Annotated in this window: 13 protein-coding genes and 2 pseudogenes; 9 read left to right on the forward strand and 6 right to left on the reverse strand. The window is 70.4% G+C overall.

Annotated features, from left to right (window positions below; translation table 11 throughout):
- The first annotated feature begins 27 nt into the window (after positions 1-27).
- Genes DI276_RS01840 through DI276_RS01865 form a run of 6 tightly spaced genes read left to right on the forward strand, consistent with a single transcriptional unit; the run spans position 28 to position 13,483 of the window.
- A complete protein-coding gene (locus tag DI276_RS01840) occupies positions 28-3,792 on the forward strand; it encodes a DUF4132 domain-containing protein (protein WP_112261476.1) in 3,765 nt (1,254 codons plus the stop codon).
- A gap of 29 nt (positions 3,793-3,821) precedes the next feature.
- The gene (locus DI276_RS01845) at positions 3,822-7,316 is read left to right on the forward strand and encodes a DUF4132 domain-containing protein (protein ID WP_112261477.1); all 3,495 of its coding nucleotides are present in this window, start codon (positions 3,822-3,824) and stop codon (positions 7,314-7,316) included.
- Complete coding sequence (locus DI276_RS01850; RefSeq protein WP_198680403.1) at positions 7,313-8,383, forward strand: ATP-binding protein; 1,071 nt, start codon at positions 7,313-7,315, stop codon at positions 8,381-8,383. Before DI276_RS01845 ends, DI276_RS01850 begins: the two co-directional genes overlap by 4 nt.
- A complete protein-coding gene (locus tag DI276_RS01855) occupies positions 8,383-10,584 on the forward strand; it encodes a DUF5682 family protein (protein ID WP_112261478.1) in 2,202 nt (733 codons plus the stop codon). Before DI276_RS01850 ends, DI276_RS01855 begins: the two co-directional genes overlap by 1 nt.
- Entirely contained in the window at positions 10,581-11,684 is a 1,104-nt protein-coding gene (locus DI276_RS01860) for a VWA domain-containing protein (RefSeq protein ID WP_112261479.1), read from the forward strand. Before DI276_RS01855 ends, DI276_RS01860 begins: the two co-directional genes overlap by 4 nt.
- Positions 11,681-13,483 carry an SWIM zinc finger family protein gene (locus DI276_RS01865; protein ID WP_112261480.1) on the forward strand — a complete coding sequence of 601 codons (1,803 nt, stop codon included), beginning with the start codon at positions 11,681-11,683 and terminating at the stop codon, positions 13,481-13,483. The genes DI276_RS01860 and DI276_RS01865 overlap by 4 nt, the downstream gene beginning before the upstream one ends.
- Before the next feature lie 144 nt (positions 13,484-13,627).
- Here the strand turns inward: DI276_RS01865 and DI276_RS53220 are convergent.
- From DI276_RS53220 to DI276_RS01880, 3 genes and pseudogenes are all read right to left on the reverse strand, one after another.
- Positions 13,628-14,668 (reverse strand): annotated as a pseudogene (locus DI276_RS53220) (BTAD domain-containing putative transcriptional regulator); the annotation flags it as partial.
- A gap of 15 nt (positions 14,669-14,683) precedes the next feature.
- A complete protein-coding gene (locus tag DI276_RS01875; protein WP_112261482.1) occupies positions 14,684-15,604 on the reverse strand; it encodes an ArsR/SmtB family transcription factor in 921 nt (306 codons plus the stop codon).
- A gap of 98 nt (positions 15,605-15,702) precedes the next feature.
- Positions 15,703-16,257 (reverse strand): TetR/AcrR family transcriptional regulator, encoded by a 555-nt coding sequence (locus tag DI276_RS01880; RefSeq protein WP_112261483.1) that lies wholly within the window; start codon positions 16,255-16,257, stop codon positions 15,703-15,705.
- 82 nt (positions 16,258-16,339) lie between these two features.
- Between DI276_RS01880 and DI276_RS01885 the strand changes: the two genes are divergently transcribed.
- Entirely contained in the window at positions 16,340-17,695 is a 1,356-nt protein-coding gene (locus DI276_RS01885; protein WP_112261484.1) for an MFS transporter, read from the forward strand.
- A 116-nt stretch (positions 17,696-17,811) separates the two neighbouring features.
- Here the strand turns inward: DI276_RS01885 and DI276_RS50710 are convergent, their stop codons facing one another.
- Complete coding sequence (locus DI276_RS50710; RefSeq protein WP_198680404.1) at positions 17,812-17,976, reverse strand: hypothetical protein; 165 nt, start codon at positions 17,974-17,976, stop codon at positions 17,812-17,814.
- A gap of 19 nt (positions 17,977-17,995) precedes the next feature.
- On the opposite strand from DI276_RS50710, the gene DI276_RS49675 reads away from it, so the two are divergent.
- On the forward strand, positions 17,996-18,610 hold the full coding sequence (locus DI276_RS49675) for a hypothetical protein (protein ID WP_157984462.1): 615 nt from the start codon (positions 17,996-17,998) through the stop codon (positions 18,608-18,610).
- Positions 18,611-18,721: 111 nt separating this feature from the next.
- On the opposite strand, the pseudogene DI276_RS53345 reads toward DI276_RS49675, so the two are convergent.
- Positions 18,722-19,066 (reverse strand): annotated as a pseudogene (locus tag DI276_RS53345) (two-component sensor histidine kinase); the annotation flags it as partial.
- Between DI276_RS53345 and DI276_RS51785 the strand changes: the two are divergent.
- Entirely contained in the window at positions 18,987-19,196 is a 210-nt protein-coding gene (locus DI276_RS51785) for a hypothetical protein (protein WP_232836384.1), read from the forward strand. The pseudogene DI276_RS53345 and the gene DI276_RS51785 sit on opposite strands and share 80 nt — an antisense overlap.
- 153 nt (positions 19,197-19,349) lie before the next feature.
- Here DI276_RS51785 and DI276_RS01900 read toward each other — a convergent pair whose 3' ends face one another.
- Positions 19,350-19,631 carry a hypothetical protein gene (locus DI276_RS01900; RefSeq protein WP_112261486.1) on the reverse strand — a complete coding sequence of 94 codons (282 nt, stop codon included), beginning with the start codon at positions 19,629-19,631 and terminating at the stop codon, positions 19,350-19,352.
- Between the last annotated feature and the right edge of the window lie 107 nt (positions 19,632-19,738).

Below are 19,738 nucleotides of genomic sequence, written 5' to 3' on the forward strand. Positions count from 1 at the left end.
TCCGGAGCTAGCCCAGGGGGTACGGCAGTGCGCAGGTGGGAGCTCGTCTCGGGCAGCTCGGCGAAGTTCTGGGAGATCGACCAGGCCGGCCCGGCGGTCACCGTCCGGTTCGGACGCCTGCAGACCTCCGGGCAGACCCAGACCAAGGAGCTCGCGTCCGTCGAGGCGGCGGCAGCGCACGTCGCGAAGCTGGTGGCGGAGAAGGAGAAGAAGGGCTACGTGGCAGTCGGCTCCGCAACAGCCGCTCATCCCACCACCGCCCAAGCCACCTCTGCAGCACCCACCGCCCAGCCCACCACCGCCTCAACTGCCTCCACCACCAGCCAACCCACCGCCACAGCTCCCGTCACCGCCCAACCCACCACCGTCCAAGCCGCCTCAACTGGCCTCACCACCAGCGCCCAAGCCGCCTCAACTGGCCTTACCACCAGCGCCCAACCCACCACCACAGCACCCGCCGCCCAACCAACCGGCGCGGCACCCGCCACCGCCCAACCCACCACCACAGCACCCACCGACGCGGCACCCACCAGCGCCCAACCCACCAGCGCCCAACCCACCACTGCAGCACCGACCACAGTCCCCATCACCCCCGCGCCCGTAATCGACGAAGACACCTGGGTCATGCCCAAGGCCTGGCTGCGAGACGTGGTGCGGCAGCGCGGATTCGATCCGGCGCCGACCTTCTCCCTGGACCCCGAGCTGGCGGCGAAGGCCAGACAGCGACCGGTCAAACAACCCGCCACCCTCGACCGAATCCTGGCCGCCCCGGACTCGGACCCGGACATCGTGCAGGCCACCCGCGACCACCTGGCAGGATCGCCGAATCCCCTTGGCGCGGCCGCGATCGCGGTGATGACGACGCGCGACGTGGCCTCGGTGCACCACTGGATCGCCGACCACGGGGTGGCGTTCGCGGCGGAGGCGACGATCGAGAGCATCGGGTTGTACGCCGGCGCGAGGTGGCTTCCGGGCCGGTCGGGCTACAGCGATCCACACCTGTACCGCCACGGGGGCTCCGCAGACTTCACCAACGGGAGCGTGGACGCCCAGCTGCTCACGGTGCTGCGATACGCGCTGGCCGTAGCGGAAGACGCCGAGCGCGAGGCAGCGGAAACCGCGCTCGCCCGGCTGAGCCACCCCGACGCGGTGATGGCCCGCACCTACCTGGTGCCGGAGCGAGCCGACTGGTTCGACGAGGCGTGCCGGCAGCCGAACTCGGCGACCCGCTGGTGGCTGATTCCCTGCAGCGCCAGCACATACGACGAGTTCGCGCAGTCCGGGACAGAGTTGACCAACGGTGCGTACATCCTCCACACGGCGGTGTACGTGCTGGGGCCGGCGGTGGCGCCGTTGCTCGCCGCGGAGCTCGACCGCCCGTACCAGCAGGCAGACAGCCGCAAGCAGGTGCTGAAGGTGCTCGCCGCGCTGCCCACCGACGAGGCGTTCACGATCCTGCTCGACCGGCTCGCCGCCAAGTACGTGCGTCCGACGCTGCTGTCCGCGATGGCGGCGTTCCCGGCACGGGCGGCGCGGCTGCTGGCGGAGCGCGTCGACACAAACGCTGAACTCCGCCAGCTGCTGAGCGTGCACCTGACGACCCACCCGTACCTGGAGACTCCCGAGGGCTTCACCGCGGTCGACACCACGAAGACACCGGAAGCACCCGCGGAGGCGTTACCGGAGCTGCTGGCGTCGCCGCCGTGGCTGCACCGCCGCCCGCAACCGAAGCCGATGGTGGTGCCGGACCTCCCGGTGCCCGCGCCCTCGATGGTGTGGGAGCCCGGCGAGCGCGACGCCTGGCTGAACGGCGCCTACTTGGGCGACCACCACGACTGGCGACAGCTGCTGAAGCAGTACCTCTACAACAAGAGCCGCATGATCGCCGACAACCTCTTCCTGATGGCGCCCGAGAACGAGGTGCGGCACCTGCTGGCCGACTGGAAGCCGAACTACAGCTGGACCGCCGAGCGTTCGGGCAAGCGGATCGCCGCGCGGTTCGGCTTCGACGCCTTACCAGCGCTGCTGCACATCGCCGAGTCGAACGCCGGCGCCGGGGCGATCCTGCTGCCCTTCGCGAGCCCCGAGGTCGCCGCGGTGATGGCCGACTGGCTCGTGCGCCTGAAGCAGGCCAGGCGCGTCGCCGTCGACTGGCTCTCCCGCCACCGCGAGACGGCTGCGGGCTTCCTCATCCCCGCCGCCCTGGGCAAACCGGGCCCGGAACGCCGCAACGCCGAAGCGGCCATCCGCCAGCTCCACGGGATGGGCGTCGACGTCGCGGCGGTAGCGCCCACCGCCGAAGCGAGCGCAGGCATCGAAACCCTGCTCTCGGTGGACCCGGTCGACGTGCTCCCCGCCAAGCTGCCGACCATCGGTGAGTGGGCAGACACCCGGCTGCTGCCCCAAGTCCTGACGAGCGACCGCAAGCACGCCCTGTCGCCAGAAGCCGCGAAGCACCTGCTGATGACGGCGGCCCTGTCCAAACCGGGTGACGTCTACGCGGGCCTGCCGATCGCCCGCGACGCACTCGACCGCGATTCGCTGGCCGAGTTCGCCTGGACCCTCTTCCAGCGCTGGCAGGAGGCCGGCGCCCCGGCGAAGGAAGGCTGGGCCCTCACCGCACTGGGCTGGTTCGGCGACGACTCGACGGTCCGCGCCCTGTCCCCGGTGATCCGCAACTGGCCGGGCGAGAGCCAGCACGCCAAGGCCGTGACGGGCCTCGACGTCCTCGCCGACATCGGCACCGAGGTGGCGCTGTCCCACCTGAACAGCATCGCGGAAAAGGTGAAGTTCAAGGGCCTCAAGGCCCGCGCCCAGGCGAAGGTCTCCCAGATCGCCGCCGAGCTGAACCTCTCCCGCGACCAGCTGGCCGACCGCCTGGTCCCCCGCCTGGGCCTGGACGACGAAGCCTCGCTGGTGATCGACTACGGCCCGCGCCAGTTCACCGTGGGCTTCGACGAACAGCTCAAGCCCTACGTCCTCGACCCGGACGGCAAGCGCCGCAAGGACCTCCCGAAGCCAGGCGCCAAGGACGACCAGGACCGCGCCCCGCAAGAACACAAGCGCTACACGGCCCTGAAGAAGGACGTCCGCACCGTAGCGGCCGACCAGATCCACCGCCTCGAACGCGCCATGGTCGACCAGCGCACCTGGACCGCCGAGGAGTTCCACACGATCCTGGCCGCACACCCGTTGCTGTGGCACATCGTCCGCCGCCTGGTCTGGATCACCGACGAGGGCCGCTCGTTCCGCCTCGCCGAAGACCGCACCCTGGCCGACGCGAGCGACCACGAGCTCACCCTCCCCGACACCGCGACCGTCCGCGTGGCACACCCGGTAGACCTCAACGACTCCCTCGAAGCGTGGGGCGAGGTCTTCGCCGACTACGAGATCCTGCAACCCTTCCCGCAGCTGGGTCGCCCACTGCACCTCCTGACGCCGGGCGAGGACTTCCTGACGCGCCTGAAGCAGTACAGCGAACAGCAGTACGCCGTGGGCAAGATCCTGAGCCTCACCAAACGCGGCTGGGTCCGCGGCGAACCCCAGGACGCCGGCGTGGAGTGCTGGATCACCAGGCCGTTCCCGAGCGGCGGCGCCCTGGTCGCCTCCCTCGACCCCGGCATCGCGGTGGGCGCCGTCGACTACTTCCCGGAGATCGAGTTCACCGAGCTCTGGTACTCCACCACCGGCGACGGCTACTGGTCGTCCCACAAGCACGGATCGTCCACAGTGGACATCGATCCGATCACGGCCTCCGAGGTCCTGTCCGAACTGGAGTCCCTGCGCTCATGAGCCGGAACCCGACCTCAGGAGGTGGAGCAATGCACAGGTGGGAGCTCGTCTCCGGCAACTCGGCGAAGTTCTGGGAGATCGGCCAGGACGGGTCTTCGGTGACCGTCCGCTTCGGACGGCTGGAGACAGCAGGCCAGACCCAGACCAAGGACCTCGCGTCCCCGGAGGCAGCCGCGGCGCACGTCGCCAAGCTGGTGGCGGAGAAGGAGAAGAAGGGCTACCAGAGCGTCGAGGCGGGCGACCCGGCACCGGCCACCCAGCCGGTCACCCGAGCCACGGCGCCCACCCTCACCCAAGCCACCGAGCCTGCTGCCGACGAGAACACCTGGGTGATGCCCAAAGCCTGGTTGCGCGACGTGATCCGGCAGCGCGGCTTCACCCCGGCCCCGGAGTTCACCCTCGACCAGGCCAAAGCCGCCGAAGCCCGTCGGCGAACCCTCGAACACGCCGAAACGATCGAACGCGCCCTGTCCACCCAGGGCACCGCCCCCGACCTGGTCGAGGCCACCCGCGACCATCTGGCGGGCCGACCGGATCCCCTGGGCGCGGCGGCGATCGCGACCATCACGGACACCGGGCTGGAGTCGGTGCACGCCTGGATCGAAGACCACGGCGTGGCCTTCGCCGCCGTCGCGACCGTCGGGTTCATGGGCACCTCGTTCGAGCAGCACTGGCACGAGCGGCGGCAGAAGTGGACCAACACCCACCTGCGCCACCACGGCCGCTTCCACGTCGACCGCACCGCGACCGAAGGGCACATGCTGATCGCCGTCCGGTACGCGCTCGCGGTCGCCGACGACGCGCAGCGCGAGGAGGCGGAAACCGTGCTGGCCGGGATGTGCGGCACGTCCTCCGAGCGGGAGGTGCGGTCGTTCCTGCTGCCCTGGCGGGCGGACTGGTTCGACGAGGTGGCCCGGCAGTCCCGGCAGTCCTACCCGTTCAGCTGGTGGCTGGTGCCGTGCAGTGCCAGCAGCTACGACGACTTCGGCAAAACAGGTTTGTCGCTGCCCAGCGTGGCGTTCGCGCTCTACACGGCGGTGTACGTGTTGGGGCCGTCCATCGCGCCGATGCTCGCGGACGAACTCGACAGCGAGTACCAGGCCGCGGACAGCCGCAAGCTGGTGCTGAAGGTCCTCGCGGCCCTGCCCACCGACGAGGCGTTCACGATCCTGCTCGACCGCCTCGACACCAAGTACGTGCACCCGGCGCTGCTGTCCGCGATGGCCAACTTCCCGGCACGTGCCGCCCGACTGCTGGCAGAACGCGCAAATCAACCGGAAATGAAGCGGCTCCTGACCGCACACCTGCTGTCGCACCCGCACCTCGACGTACCCGAACAGGTAGCAGCGCTCCTCGCCGAGGACAAGGCAGAAACCCTGCCGGAAGCCACCGAGGACCAGCTACCACCCCTGCTGGCCTCGCCCCCGTGGCTCAGCCGCCGTCCGCAGGCGAAGCCGGTCACACTCGAAGATCTGCCAGTTCCGACTGCGTCGACAAACTGGGAGCCAGGCGAACGCGAGCAGTGGCTCGAGCAAGGCAGCGACTGGATCTCGGGCCACAACGACTGGCGGGAGCTGCTCAAGGACTTCCGCGCGGGCAACGTCGGCTACTACGAGAACGACCTCTTCCTCGTAGCTCCCGAAGACCAGGTGCGGCCGCTGCTCGCGGACTGGAAGCCGAGGTACGCCTACGGTGTCGAGGAGTGGGGCAAGCGGCTCGCCGCCCGCTTCGGCATCGACGCGCTGGCTCCGCTCGTGCGCCTCGCCCAGTCGAACCCAGGCTCAGGCGGGGTGATCCTGCTGCCGTTCGCCACCGTCGAAACAGCAGCGATCATGGCCGACTGGTTCGCCAGGACCAAGCAGCCGCGGCGCTGGGGCATCGCGTGGCTCACCAGGCACCGCGAGCAGGCCGCGCGGCTCCTGATCCCGGCGGCCGCGGGCAAGGCGGGCGTGGCGAGGCGCAGCGCCGAGGCCGCGATCAGGTACCTGCACGGCATCGGCGTCGACGTGGTGACGATCGCCGCGGAGTGCGGTGCGAAAGCCGTGATCGACGTCGTGCTGTCCGTCGACCCGCTCGACGTGCTGCCCGCCAAGCTGCCGACGATCGGCGAGTGGGCCGACCCCCGGCTGCTGCCCCAGGTCCTGATGAGAGATCGCAAGCTCGCCCTGTCACCGGAAGCCGCGAAGCACCTGCTGATGACCGCCGCTCTGTCCAAGCCGGGCGAGATCTACGCGGGCCTGCCGATCGCCCGTGAGGCACTGGACCGCGAATCGCTGGCCGAGTTCGCCTGGGCCGTGTTCGAGCAGTGGCAGAAGGCCGGCGCGCCGTCGAAGGAGAGCTGGGCGCTGAGCGCGCTCGGCTGGTTCGGCGACGACAGCACGGTTCGCGCCCTGTCGCCGCTCATCCGCAACTGGCCGGGCGAGAGCCAGCACTCCCGGGCGGTCGCGGGTCTCGACGTGCTGGCCGACATCGGCACCGAGGTGGCGCTGTCCCACCTGAACAGCATCGCCGAGAAGGTGTCGTTCAAGGGCCTCAAGAACAAGGCCCAGGAGAAGGTCACCCAGATCGCCGCCGAGCTGGGCCTGTCCCGTGACCAGCTGTCCGACCGGCTCGTCCCGCGCCTCGGCTTGGACGACGCCGCGACCCTGGTGATCGACTACGGCCCGCGCCAGTTCACCGTGGGCTTCGACGAGCACCTGAAGCCCTTCGTACTGGACCCGGACGGCAAGCGCCGCAAGGACCTGCCGAAGCCGGGCGCCAAGGACGACCAAGCCAAAGCCCCGCAAGAACACAAGCGCTACACGGCGCTGAAGAAGGACGTCCGCACGGTCGCGTCCGACCAGATCCAGCGCCTCGAACGCGCGATGGTCAACCAGCGCACCTGGACCGCGGAGGAGTTCCACACGGTCCTGGCCGCGCATCCGTTGCTGTGGCACCTGGTCCGTCGCCTGGTGTGGATCACCGACGGAGGACTGTCCTTCCGGCTGGCCGAAGACCGCACGCTGGCCGGCGCGAGCGACGACGAGCTCACCCTCCCCGACAACGCGACCGTCCGCGTGGCACACCCGGTGGACCTCCAGGACTGCCTGGAAGCGTGGGGCGAGGTCTTCGCCGACTACGAGATCCTCCAGCCGTTCCCGCAGCTCGGCCGCCCGGTCCACCTCGTCACATCGAGCGAGGACCTGCTGCCCACCCTCAAGAAGTACTGCGACGTGACGCTCCCGATCGGCAAGGTCCTCGGCCTCACCAAGAAGGGCTGGGTCCGCGGCGAGCCCCAGGACTCCGGCGTCGAGTGCTGGATCACCAGGCCGTTCCCGCACGGCGGCGCGCTCGTCGCCTCCCTCGAACCCGGCATCGTGGTCGGTGCCGTCGACGAGTACCCCGAGATCAGCTTTCCCGACATCTGGTTCTCGCCCAGCGGCGGCGGTGACTGGTCCGCGCCGAAGGACGCGCCGAGCACCTTCGACATCGACCCGATCACCCTCTCCGAGCTCCTTTCCGAACTGGAGTCCCTGCAGTCATGACCAGCACGCAGACGATGCAGCGCCCGCCCGCCGAGGTCCGTTACGCGGACGAGCTCGCCCGGCTCCGCGACGGCGACACCGCGCCCAAGCCGCCGGGCTGGGCAATGAGCCTGGAAGCCGCGCGCAAGTTCGTGGTGGGCGACGAAAAGCGGGGAATCAGCAAGAAGTTCGTCGGCGATCCGTCGCTTGTGGACAGAGCACTGGTCACGCTGGCCACCAGCAGAGGCCTGATGCTCGTCGGCGAGCCCGGCACGGCGAAGTCGTTGCTGTCCGAGCTGATCGCGGCGGCGGTGTGCGGTGAGTCGACGCTGACCATCCAGGGCGGCGCGGCCACCACCGAGGACCAGATCAAGTACTCGTGGAACTACGCGCTGCTGGTGGCGGAAGGGCCGTCGCCGCGGTCGCTGGTGCCGGCGCCGATGTTGCGCGGCATGGCCGAGGGCAAGGTCGTGCGGTTCGAGGAGATCACGCGCTGCCCGCTCGAGGTGCAGGACTGCATGCTGTCGATGCTGTCCGACCGCGTGATGGCGATCGGCGAGCTCAACGGGCCGGACGGCATGGTGTTCGCGCAGGACGGGTTCAACGTGATCGCGACGGCGAACACGCGCGACCGGGGCGTCAACGAGATGAGCGCCGCGCTCAAGCGGCGGTTCAACTTCGAGACGGTGTTCCCGATCGCGGACTTCGACACCGAGCTCGCGCTGGTCGAGCAGGAGGCGGCGAAGCTGCTGGAGCGTTCCGGGGTGCAGCTCGCACCGAAGCGGGATGTGCTGGAGGTGCTCGTCCGGACGTTCCGCGACCTGCGCGAGGGCAACGACCGGCTCACCACCGTGATGAGCACGGCAGAGGCGGTGTCGGTGGCGCACGCGGTGGGGCTGCGGGGGTGGTTCCTGCGCGGTGAGGCCGGGACCGCGGCCGACGTCGTCGAGTGCCTGGCGGGCACGGCGGCCAAGGACAACGCCGAGGACCTGGCCCGGCTGCGCAGGTATCTGGAGCAGCACGCACCGCGGCGCAGGGGCAAGCAGTGGCAGGAGCTGCACCAGGCCCGGCACCTGCTGCCCGGCTGATGGGGGCCGTGTTCGTCGGCGTCCGGCACCACAGTCCCGCCTGTGCCCGGCTGGTCGCCGCCACCATCGAGCAACACCAGCCCGCGTACGTCCTCATCGAGGGTCCGGCCGACTTCAACGAGCGCATCGACGAGCTGCTGCTGGGCCACGAGCTGCCGGTCGCGTTGTTCAGCTACTCGGACGAGCACGCGTCGTGGTCGCCGTTCTGCGACTACTCGCCGGAGTGGGTGGCGATCACCGCGGCGCGCCGCCACCACGCCGAGGTCAGGTTCATCGACCTGCCGGCGTGGCACCGGGCGTTCCACGACGTCACCAACCGGTACGCGGACGCCGAGCTGCGGTACGCCGAGGTCGTCGAGCGGCTGTGCCGGGAGTTCGCGGTCGACAACGTCGACGTGCTGTGGGACCACCTCTTCGAGTCCGAGCCGGACCCGGCGGGCCTCGACGAGTACTTCGACCTGCTGCGCGGTACGGCGACCGCGGACGACGGAGACGCGGCGCGCGAGGAGTACATGGCGCGCTGGGTGCGTGCGGCGGTCAAGCACGCCAACGGAAAACCGGTCGTCGTGGTGACCGGCGGTTTCCACACGCCCGCTCTCAAAGCGAAGCTGGAGGGCAGTACCGACTGGCCGGAAGTGCCTGACCGCGAGCGAGGCGCCAGTTACCTCGTGCCGTACTCCCACGCGCGGCTGGACGCGTTCACCGGCTACCAGTCGGGCATGCCGTCGCCCGGCTACTACCAGCAGGTCTGGGAGAACGGTGCCCAGCAAGCGGCGGACTGGCTCATCGAGTCGGTGGCGACCCGGCTGCGCCGCAAGCAGCAGCCGGTGTCGACGGCGGACCTGATCGCCGCGCACACCCAGGCAGGGGCGCTGGCCCGGTTGCGCGGCCACGAAAACCTTGCGCGCACCGACGTGCTGGACGGGCTGACCAGCGCGTTGATCTCCGAGGACCTCACCCAGCCGCCGCCGTGGACGCGGCGCGGCACGCTGCAGCCCGGCGCCCATCCGGCGCTCGTCGAGATGATCGCGGCACTGCGGGGTGACCGGGTCGGGCGGCTGCACCCGGACACGCCGGCGCCGCCGCTGGTCAACGCCGTGCAGGAGCTGCTCCGGGTGCACGGGCTCGACCAGGAGGGCAGGATCGCGCTCGACCTCACGGACGCGAACGCCCTGGAGCGCAGCAGGATCCTGCACCGGTTGCGGGTGCTCGGGGTTCCCGGCTTCGAGCGCACGAGCGGGCCGTCGCAGGGCGCGCAGCCGCAGTTGGACGAGCAGTGGACGCTCACGCCGGTCGAGGACCGGCTGGCCGCGTTGATCGAGGCCGCCGAGAACGGTGCCACGCTGGAGGAAGCGGCCGGTGTGGCGCTCGAACGGCAGTCGCGGCACGCCCACCTGGCACAGCTGGCGGGCATCCTGTTCGACGCGGTGCTGTGCGGGATCACGACGTTGTCCAGCAGGGTCAAGGAATCCCTGAACGAAGGCGTCCGGGAGACCGGCGACCTCGCCGCGCTCGGCCACGTGCTGACCGGTGTGCTCGGGCTGTGGCGGCACGACCGGCTGTTCGGCACGGCCAAGGACCCGTTGCTGGGCGCGGTGATCGACACGGGCACGACCAGGGTGCTGTGGCTGATCGAGGGCCTGCACGGCGGTCCGGCACCGGCCGACGCGAACCGGCTGCGGGCGATGGCGGCGACCAGAGACGCGGTGTTGCACGCGAAAGCAGTGCTGTCACTGGACACAGTGGACGTCACGGGCGTGGCGACCCGCGTGAGCAACGACGCGCAGGCGCCACCGGATCTGCGGGGTGCGGCGCTCGGGCTCGCGTGGACGCTGGGCACGCAGCCGGACGTGCGCAAGGTCCGCGGCATCGAGGCGCTCGGCGACTGGCTCGCCGGGTTGTTCGCGGTGGCCCGCGAAGAGGTGCTGGCGAGCCCGGAGCTGGTCGGCGTGCTGGACGAACTGGTCAGCGCGATGACGGAGGAGGAGTTCCTGGTGGCGCTGCCCGCGTTGCGGCTCGCCTTCACCTACTTCCCGCCCAGGGAACGGGAAACGATCGCGGCCACGGTCCTGCGGCACCGCGGCGTCGAGGGCGATGCGCGGAACGTCACCCGCCTCACCACCGATCCGCTGGTCGTGGCGGAGGCGCTGGCCGTGGAGAAGCGCGTCGATGCACTGCTGGTGAAGGGCGGCCTGGCATGACGGACATGGAACGCTGGCGGCTGATCCTCGGCGAACCGGCGACGCGCTGCACCGGCAGCCTGCAGGGCGACGGGGCACAGCGGGACGCCGCGCTGGAGTGGCTCTACGGGCGTGATCCCGAGCTGGCCGAACGCGGCGTGCGCAAGGGCGGCAACGAGGACTCGCTGCTGCAGACCGTCGACTGGCTCGACCAGGTGCACCGGCTCTTCCCCAGGGAGACGATCGAACGGCTGGAGCGCGACGCCGTCGAACGCTACGAGATCACCGATGTCGTCACGGATCCCGATGTGCTGCAACGAATCGAGCCGAACCCGGCGTTGCTGCGCGCGGTGCTGCGGACCAAGCACCTGATGAACCCCGCCGTCCTCGCGATGGCACGCAAGATCGTCGAGGCAGTCGTCCGGCAGCTGATGGAGAAGCTGAAGACCGAGGTGCGGCAGGCGTTCAGCGGCACGAGGTCGCGCCGGCCGAGCATCCACCGCAACTCGCGCAACTTCGACTTCCGCGCCACGATCCGGGCGAACCTGCAGCGCTACCAGCCGGACAAGCGCAAGCTGTCGATCGAGCACGCGAAGTTCTTCTCCCGCACCCGCAAGCACGTCGAGCAGTGGCAGGTGATCCTGCTGGTCGACCAGTCGGGCTCGATGACCAGCTCGGTGATCCACTCGGCCGTCACCGCGGCCTGCCTGTGGAGCCTGCCGGGCCTGAAGACGCACCTCGTCGCGTTCGACACCAACGTCGTCGACCTGACCTCCGACGTCACCGACCCGGTCGAGCTGCTGATGAAGGTGCAGCTCGGCGGCGGCACGGACATCGCGAAGGCCACCGCGTACGGGGCGAGCCTCGTCGACAGCCCGCGCCGCGCGATCGTCGTGCTGATCAGCGACTTCTACGAGGGCGGCAATCCCGACCACCTCGTGCGCACCGTGAAAAGCCTGTGCGAGCAGGGCACCCACGTCCTGTGCCTCGCGGCGCTCGACGAGGAGGCGAACCCGAACTACGACCGCGTGCTGGGCCAGCGCCTGGCGAACGCCGGTGCCCACGTCGGCGCGATGACCCCAGGCCAGCTCGCGGAATTCGTTGCGGAGAAACTCGCGTGACCAGACCAGACCTGCTCGCACTGACCCCGGACGCGCTCGCGGCACTGGCCAACCGCGGCCTCGTGAAACGCGCGATCAAGGAGCTCGACGCGGGTGCCGTCCCCGCGCTCGACACCGACCCGAGCGGCACGGTCCAGGGCAGGTTCCCGGACGGCACCACGACCACCCTGCCACCCGGCACCGCACTGGACGCGGCGCAGTGCAGCTGCGGCGCGGCGGGTGTCTGCCGGCACCGCATCGCGGTCGTCCTCGCCTACCAACGCACTGACAACTCCAGCACCCAGGCCGAACTGTGGTCGCCGGGCACGTTCACCGACGACGACCTGACGGCGTTGATGGGCGAGCGCACCCTGCGCCGAGCCCGCCGCGTCCTCCAGGCTGGCTACCGCGCCAAGCTCCGCCGCCCGACCGCCGCCGACCAGACCGCGCAAGCCGAGCTGCCCACCTGCACCGTGACGTTCCTCGTGCCCGGCGACCTGTCCTACGTCCACACGGACGCGGTCAACCGCGACGAGGCGACCGCGCTGGCAGTCTGGGCGTTCCGCGAGGCCGACGCACACGCCACGGACACCGTCGACGTGGGCGGATCCCCCACCACAGCAACAGACCTGACCGCGGTGACAGACCTGCTCGACCAGTTGCTGCTGGACGGCGCCACCAACGCGAGCGAGGTCCTGGACGTCGCGTGGCAACGCCTGCACCGCGACCTGACCGCCCAACGCCTGCACTGGCCGGCCGCGGTGATCACCGACCTGCTGACCCAACTGGCCGCCTACCGCCGGCGCAGCGCCGACTACGAGGCGGTCCAGTTCGCCGCGCTGCTCACCGAACTCCACGCACGCACCACCGCGACAGGCCCGCGTGCGGAAGTCCTCGGCTTCGACGAACCTGCCGAGACCCCGCTGCGCCGCGTCCGCCTGACCGCTCTGGGCGCCCGCCTGCGCAGCGCCACGACGGCAGACGTCTACTTCGCCTCGGGCGACGTGGTGCTGGTGCAACGCGACACCGCCCTGCGCACGAGCCAGAAGCTGGCCGCGTCGAACGTCGTCTCCGAGTCGGCGACCCGAAGCGCGAGCCGCGTGGTGACGCTGAAAACCAGCAGGGTCGCCAAAACCTCGCTCACGCCGATCGGCACGTCGTGGGACGACCTGCCGCGGGCGCTGGTGATCGACGACTACGCCGCAGCCGCCGACCGTCTCACTGAGCTGCCGCCGCGGCAGGTGCGGGCGAGGGTCGAGGCGGAGCTGGTCCGCGCGGTCCGGGTCACGGAGGTGACGGACATCGCCTACGACCCAGCGGCGCAACGTCTGACGGCTGTCCTCCTCCACCACGGCAGCAAGTGCCTCCTCGAGGCCACCCACCGTGCCGTGGCGCCGCACGCCCTCGACGCGCTGGCCACCGCTCTGCGCGCCAACCCGACCACGATCACCGGCGCCGTCCGCAGACACCGCGGCACCCTGGTCATCGATCCGGTCGCCGTCAGAACCGAGGCAGGCGTAGTGGTGCTCGACCTGGCGACAAACACCACCCCGCAACCGTTACCGCCAGGCACAAGCATCTCCGACCAGTTGAGCGCGGCAGTCGACAGCGCACTGCTGGTGTCAGCCGATGCGGCGCACCGAGGCCTGGACAACCTGACGGACAGCCTCCTCGCCCGCACGCGCGAGGTCGGGGCGCACCTGCACCGCGTGGGCCTGCGCACGGCGGCGGCCCAGGTCACGGCGTTCGCCGACGCCCCGGCCGCGGGCAGCTGGCTCAGCGCGCACCTGAGGTTGCTGGTCACCGCCGACGCTCGCTGACAACACGAACGCCGCCGGGTCGATGCGTTGCGACAACACGTAGTCCTCAGCGGCCTCGGCCACCCGCCCGAGCCGGTCCAGCACGTGCCCCCGGAGGTAAGCCGCCCGCGCCGCACCCCAGCCACCAAGCGACACACCACGCGTGTAAGCAGCAACAGCGTCTTCGAAGCGACCGCACGCCGCCAACGCGTCGCCGCGCAACGCCCAGGTCCGGTCGTCACCGGGGCTGAGCGCGACGAGCTCGTCGGTGTACCCGACCGCGCGCTGCCCCAGCCCGACGGCGAGGTGGGTCTGCACCAGGAAACAGTGCAGGGCATAGGCCTCGTCGGCCCACGCCAGCTGATCCGCCTCAGAACTCGGCGCGATCGACGTCAGAGCCTCCAGCGCCCGCCCGAGCAGCCGGTGCGTTTCACCGATGTCGCGCCGCACGTAGGGAACGGCGGCGATCGCCCGGTGCAGCCGCGCCCGGCACAGGGTCCCGGCGAACCCGTTGGGCGGCAGCTCCGACGACGCCTTCACCGCCAGTGCCGCGGCGGCCTGAAGAGACGTGGAGTCGGCACCACGAGCGGCACAGCGGAACGCCACGAACAACGCCAGCTCCAGCCGCACAGCAGCGGGAAGCCCGGACCGCGCGCCCCGCAACGCCATCGCTTCCACCACGGAGGCCGGCACGTGGCAGCGCAACACGGCGAGTTCCTCCATGGCGAGTTCGGGTGAGAGCACGTGCCGCCGCGCGTCGATGACGGAAAGCCCGATCACGGACGCCGCGCGTTGCGGATATCCCAGCCGCAGCAACAGGTCGCAGGCGACGCGGCGTTCGGCCGTGCGCAGCGAGCCCGCAGCGCGTTCGTGCACCCGCCACCACAGTTCCGAGGCGAGGTCGACGGGGAACGACGTCATGTCCGCGCCCACTCCGTCGAGCCGTCCCCAGCTCGCCGCCGTCAGCAACCGCAGCTGGGCGGACGGCGGCGGTTCGAAGCGCGGCACGCCGGCCGAGGTACCCGTCACGAACGCCGACGCCATCGCGTGGGTGATCCGGGCGTGCAGCGGCGAGGCCTCAACGGGAGCGGACAGGCCCGCGTAGACACCACAGGCGACGGGAACCCGGGCGGTGAGCAGGGCGCGCAGCCGGGTGGCCAGCGCGCGCGGGCTCGGGTCGGTGCGGTACCGCGGCAGCGCGGTCATGCGGGCCTCCCACCTCTAGTTGAGCAGTTCCCAGCCACGTCTGGTCAGGCGGTGACGGACCGACCGGCCGTTGCGGTGGGTGGACACGAACCCCGCGGTGCGCAGGGCGGTCGCGTGCTGCGACGCAGTGGGCAGGCTGATGCCCACGTGCTTGGCGAGCTCGGTGGTGGTGCGTTCGGACGTCAGCGCTCGCAGCACCAGCGTCCGGGTGCGGCCGAGGGCCAGTTCGAGGCTGGCGCCGCTCGGTTGCGGCGTCGCCACCGGGTAGAAGAGCAGCGGCTGCGGTTCGGCGAACATCGACACCGCCGGGCGGGTCAGCCCGTGCAGCACCGGCACGATCAGCATCCCGGTGCCGCGCAACGAGATCTCGGTGTCCCAGGACAGTTCGACGTGCAGCCCGGGCGAGGTCCACGAGATCGACGGGTGCAGGTGGCCGAGCAGGTCCCCCAGCCCGCGCGACACCGCCTGCGACGACCGCAGCCGCACCTCGGCGTCGAACGCCTGGCGGGTCTCGTGCCAGCTGTTGCCCAGCAGGTCGCGGAAGCCCGCGTTGAGCGCCGAGCGCAGGTCCTGGCGCGAGGTCGGCGTGCCGGCGGCGAACGACCGCAGCCACGGCGACGTCGTGCCGAGCATGCTCGCGATCTGGTCACGCACCCGTGTGGACGGCACGTCCAGCACCTGACGCACGGCCTCGTCGAAGTCCGCGCGCGCGGAGTTGAAGAAGTCCGGGATGAACCGTCCGGGCCGGACCAGCTCGGCGAGCGGGCGGATCTGCGGGAGCAGCAGGCGGTCCCAGCTACCGCTGTGCACGGTGAACACCAGCTCGTACATCGGCAGCGGTGCCGACGCGAACCGAGTTCGCGCGAGATCTTCCAACTCGAACAGAATCGTCAACCCGCGGCCCTTGGGCGCGGATTCGGACAACACGATCGGCATTTGCTTCCCCCCGGAGTGCAGCAACCACTTCCGACGGTACGCAGATCTCGTTGTCCGGTGTCAGAGTTGTTCCACTTGACAACGTTCGGTGGACAACCTCAGACCAGCGGCCCGGACTGCTCGGTGAGCTTCAGCAGCAGGTCACGGGTGTGCTGCCGCTCCTCGGGCGTCTCCTGATCACGCCACAGCAGATCCGCCAGCGTCACTCCGTCGAGTGCACGGGAAATCAGGTCGGCACGTTGTGGATGCAGCCCGTCGGAATCGGTTTGCTGACGCCAGCGGGTCGCGGCGACGTCCATCCGCTGCTGCAGTTCCGGAACGCCGAGCAGGGCCGTTACGACAGACGGGTGAGACCACAGATCGTCCGGCGTGAACGTGGCACGAATGTGCGCGCGGGTCCACCGGCCCGGCATGTCCTCCGGTTCGAGCAGGCTCACGACGATCGCGTCGTACCGGTCGAACCACTCGTCGATCAGCCCGACGAGCAAGGCCTGCTTGCTGCGGAAGTGGTGCAGCAGGCCGCCCTTCGACACCCCCGCTTCCTTGGCCACCGCGTCAAGGCTGACGTTCGGCCCGTGCGCGATCAACGCGCGCGCAGCCGCCTCGATCACTTCACGGCGAGTGCGGGGCGCGTTGCGCTGTTCTCCGGGCATGTGATCAACCTAGCGTTTGCCTAACCGACCGTCCAGACGGTACGTTAGCTAACGGACCAGATGGTCGGCTAAGGGGGATCTCATGCGGAAGTGGGCAGCTCTGGGCGTGCTGGCGCTCGCCCTGTTGCTGATCGCCGTCGACGGCACGGTGCTGGCCCTGGCCATCCCGGCGCTCCAGCACGAACTGGCGCCGTCCGCGGCCGAGGTGCTGTGGATCGGCGACATCTACTCGTTCGTGCTCGGCGGCCTGCTCGTCACGATGGGCACGCTCGGCGACCGCATCGGCCGCAAGAAACTGCTGCTCACGGGCGCCGCAGGGTTCGGAGCAGCCTCTCTGCTGGCCGCCTTCGCCCCGTCCGCCGGCTGGCTGATCGTGGCTCGCGCGCTGCTGGGCGTGGCGGGCGCGACGATCATGCCGTCGACGTTGTCGATCATCCGCAACCTGTTCACCGACCCCGCCGAACGCACGCGGGCAGTGGCCGTGTGGGCGGCGATGGCCACGGCCGGCGCCGCGCTGGGCCCGCTGGTCGGCGGCGCGCTGCTGGAGCACTTCTGGTGGGGCTCGGTGTTCATCATCAACCTGCCGGTGATGGCGCTGCTGCTGGTGTTCGGCGCCTGGTGGCTGCCGGAGTCGCGCGACCCGGACCCCGGCCCGTTCGACCTGGTGTCGGCCGCGTTGTCGGCGGTCGGCGTGGTGCCGCTGGTGTACGCGATCAAGGAGGTCGCGCTGGTCGGTCCGACCTGGAGCGCACTGGGAGCGGGACTCGTCGGCGTGGCCGGGCTGTGGTTGTTCGTGCGGCGGCAGCAGTCCTCGAAGCACCCGATGTTCGACGTGGCACTGTTCCGCAAACCGGCGTTCAGTGGCGCCGTGGGCGCCAGCATGATCGCGATCTTCGCGTTGACCGGGCTGGTGTTCTTCCTGTCGCAGTACTTCCAGAACGTGCTGGGCTACTCGCCGCTGCAGGCCGGTCTGCGGGAGCTGCCGCTCGGCATCGCGGGCATGGCGGTGATCGTGGTGATCGGGCCGGTGGTGCGGCTGCTCGGCGCGGGCCGCGCGATCGCGCTCGGCCTGCTGGTCAGCGCGGCCGGCCTGGCGATCGTCGGGTTCTCGGCGGAGTACGCCGCCATCGCGGTGGCGTTGGTGATCATCGGCGCCGGCGTCGGACTAGCACTGACGTTGACGACCGACGCGGTCGTGTCGGCCGTGCCCGCGGACAAGGCCGGTGCGGCCTCGGCGGTGTCGGAAACGGCGTACGAGCTGGGCGCGGCGCTGGGCATCGCGGTGCTCGGGACCGTGCTGTCGGCGTGGGCGCGCACCGGCACGTTCACCGAGGCGATGCAGGGGACGTCGCTGGTGGCGGCCGGACTGCTGGCGCTCGCCTCGCTCGTGGCGTACCGGCTCATCCCGAGCAGGACCAAGGAACTCGTCAGCCGGTAGGCACGCAGATCCGTCCAGGAGATGCAACGTCACCGCGGACGTGCCGCACGTGTTCCAGACGTTCACCGGCGTGCTCGACGAGGCCGGCGACGCGCTCGACCGCGCGGCGCTCTTCCTCACCCAGAACGTTCGCGCGACGCCTCGGCCAGCCGTTCGTGCAGACGCTCCCTGACCTGGTCCGGGGTGTAGGCGGCGCGGCGGCGCTGGTTGCGGGCCACGACCACGCCGCTCGCCGCCACGCCCGCGAATGCGGCCAGACCGATCACCTTCCACAGCTTCATGTGCCTAGGCTAGTGCGCTATGGCGACATCACTGGACCGAGCCGTGGAGATGACCCGCACCGGTGACGTGTGGGTGTTCCGCGGCCGCAGCGCCGCGGACCGGGCCATCCAGACCATGACCAACAGCCCGGTCAACCACGTGGGCATGGCGATCGTGCTGGACGACCTGCCGCCGTTGATGTGGCACGCCGAGCTCGGCAAGTCGCTCAAGGACATGTGGACCGGCACGCACCAGCGCGGCGCCCAGCTGCACGACCTGCGCGACGCCGTGGTGACGTGGCACGACAAGTACAAGCAGCGGGCGTGGCTGCGGCAGCTCGATCACCCCGTGACGCGCGAGATGGAGGACGCCGCGCTGAGGGCGGTCGCGCGGCTCGACGGCACGCCGTTCCCGTCGACCGCCAAGCTCGCCTCGCGCTGGATGCGCGGGCGGGTTCCGTTGCGGCCCAAGGGAGAGGCGACGCTGGAGAGCGCGTTCTGCGCGGAGATCGTGGCCGTGACCTACGAGGAGATGCGGCTGCTGCCCAAGCGCAGGCCCAACTGGTACGACCCCGGCAAGTTCTGGAGCGGCGACGACCTCGAACTGCTCGGCGGCGCCAAGCTCGGCCCGGAGATCGAGATCGTGGTCATGTGAGCGACGCTGCGAGGCGTCGTCCAAGAACTGGCGTTGCAGCCGGAACGAGCGCTCCAGGCGGTCGAGCATCGAGTTGAACTGGCGCGCCAGCGCGGCGACGTCGTCGTTGCCGGACACCGGGATGCGGCGGGTCAGGTCGTCCTCGGTGATCTCCGCGGCGGCGTGCCGCACCATCCGCACCGGCACGAGGATCACGCCGGCCACGAACCACGCGATCAGCGCCGCGATCAGCAGGCCCGCCAGCGACACCAGCACGAGCACCCGCACCGTCGAGAGCACCGGTGCGTGCACGCCGTCCTCGAAGTAGCCGGTCACGAACCACAGCTCGGAGCCGCCGACCGCGTGCACCTTCGCCCAGCGGAACGGACCGGCCGACGTGGCCACCACACCCCACGACGCGCCGGACGACGTGATCACACCCAGCGCCGCGCGGTCGTCCTCCAGCGCGTACGTCATGTTCGAGCGCTGCACCAGCGGCTTGCCGGCCACCGGCACGGCGAGGCGGACCTCGTGCTCGTCCGGGTACTGCAGGCGCATGTGGGCCTCGGCGACCGCCCGCGCGTCACCGGTGTGGGATTCGGCGTAGCTGCTGAACTCCCGCGTTTCCTGTTCCAGGGCGCGGTTCAGCCGGTCGTCGACGTCGACCAGCAGGAACCGCCACACCACGACCACGACGGTCGCGAGGACGAGCGTCATCAGGCCGAGGAGCCAGCACATGATCTTCACGCGTGCGGGCACGTCAGTCGTCCTCGTCGTCTTCGACCGGCGGTGGCGGCGGCAGCACGGAAGTGGGGGCAGGGGTCGGCGCAGGAGTCGGCACAGACGTGGGCGCCGGGGAGACTGAGCGTCCTATCTGGACCTCCGGCGTGCGCACGTCCGGTGGCACCGGCCGCACCACGGTCAGCACGAGCAGCACAGCCGCGACCGCGCACGCCACGCTGAGCACGGCCACGAGGACCGTGCCGGTGCGGGCGGACGGCAGCATGCGACTGAGCCTGCCGGTCGAGTCCGAGTCCTGCATGAGACCAAGATGAAGATCTCTTCATCTGTCCGCAAATCGACTGATAACCATCAGCCTCTTGACCGGGACGATTCGGTCCCAACACGATGAGAGCGGTCTCACACTGG

It is taken from the genome of Lentzea terrae (assembly GCF_003265345.1).
Classification (GTDB): Bacteria; Actinomycetota; Actinomycetes; order Mycobacteriales; family Pseudonocardiaceae; genus Lentzea; species Lentzea terrae.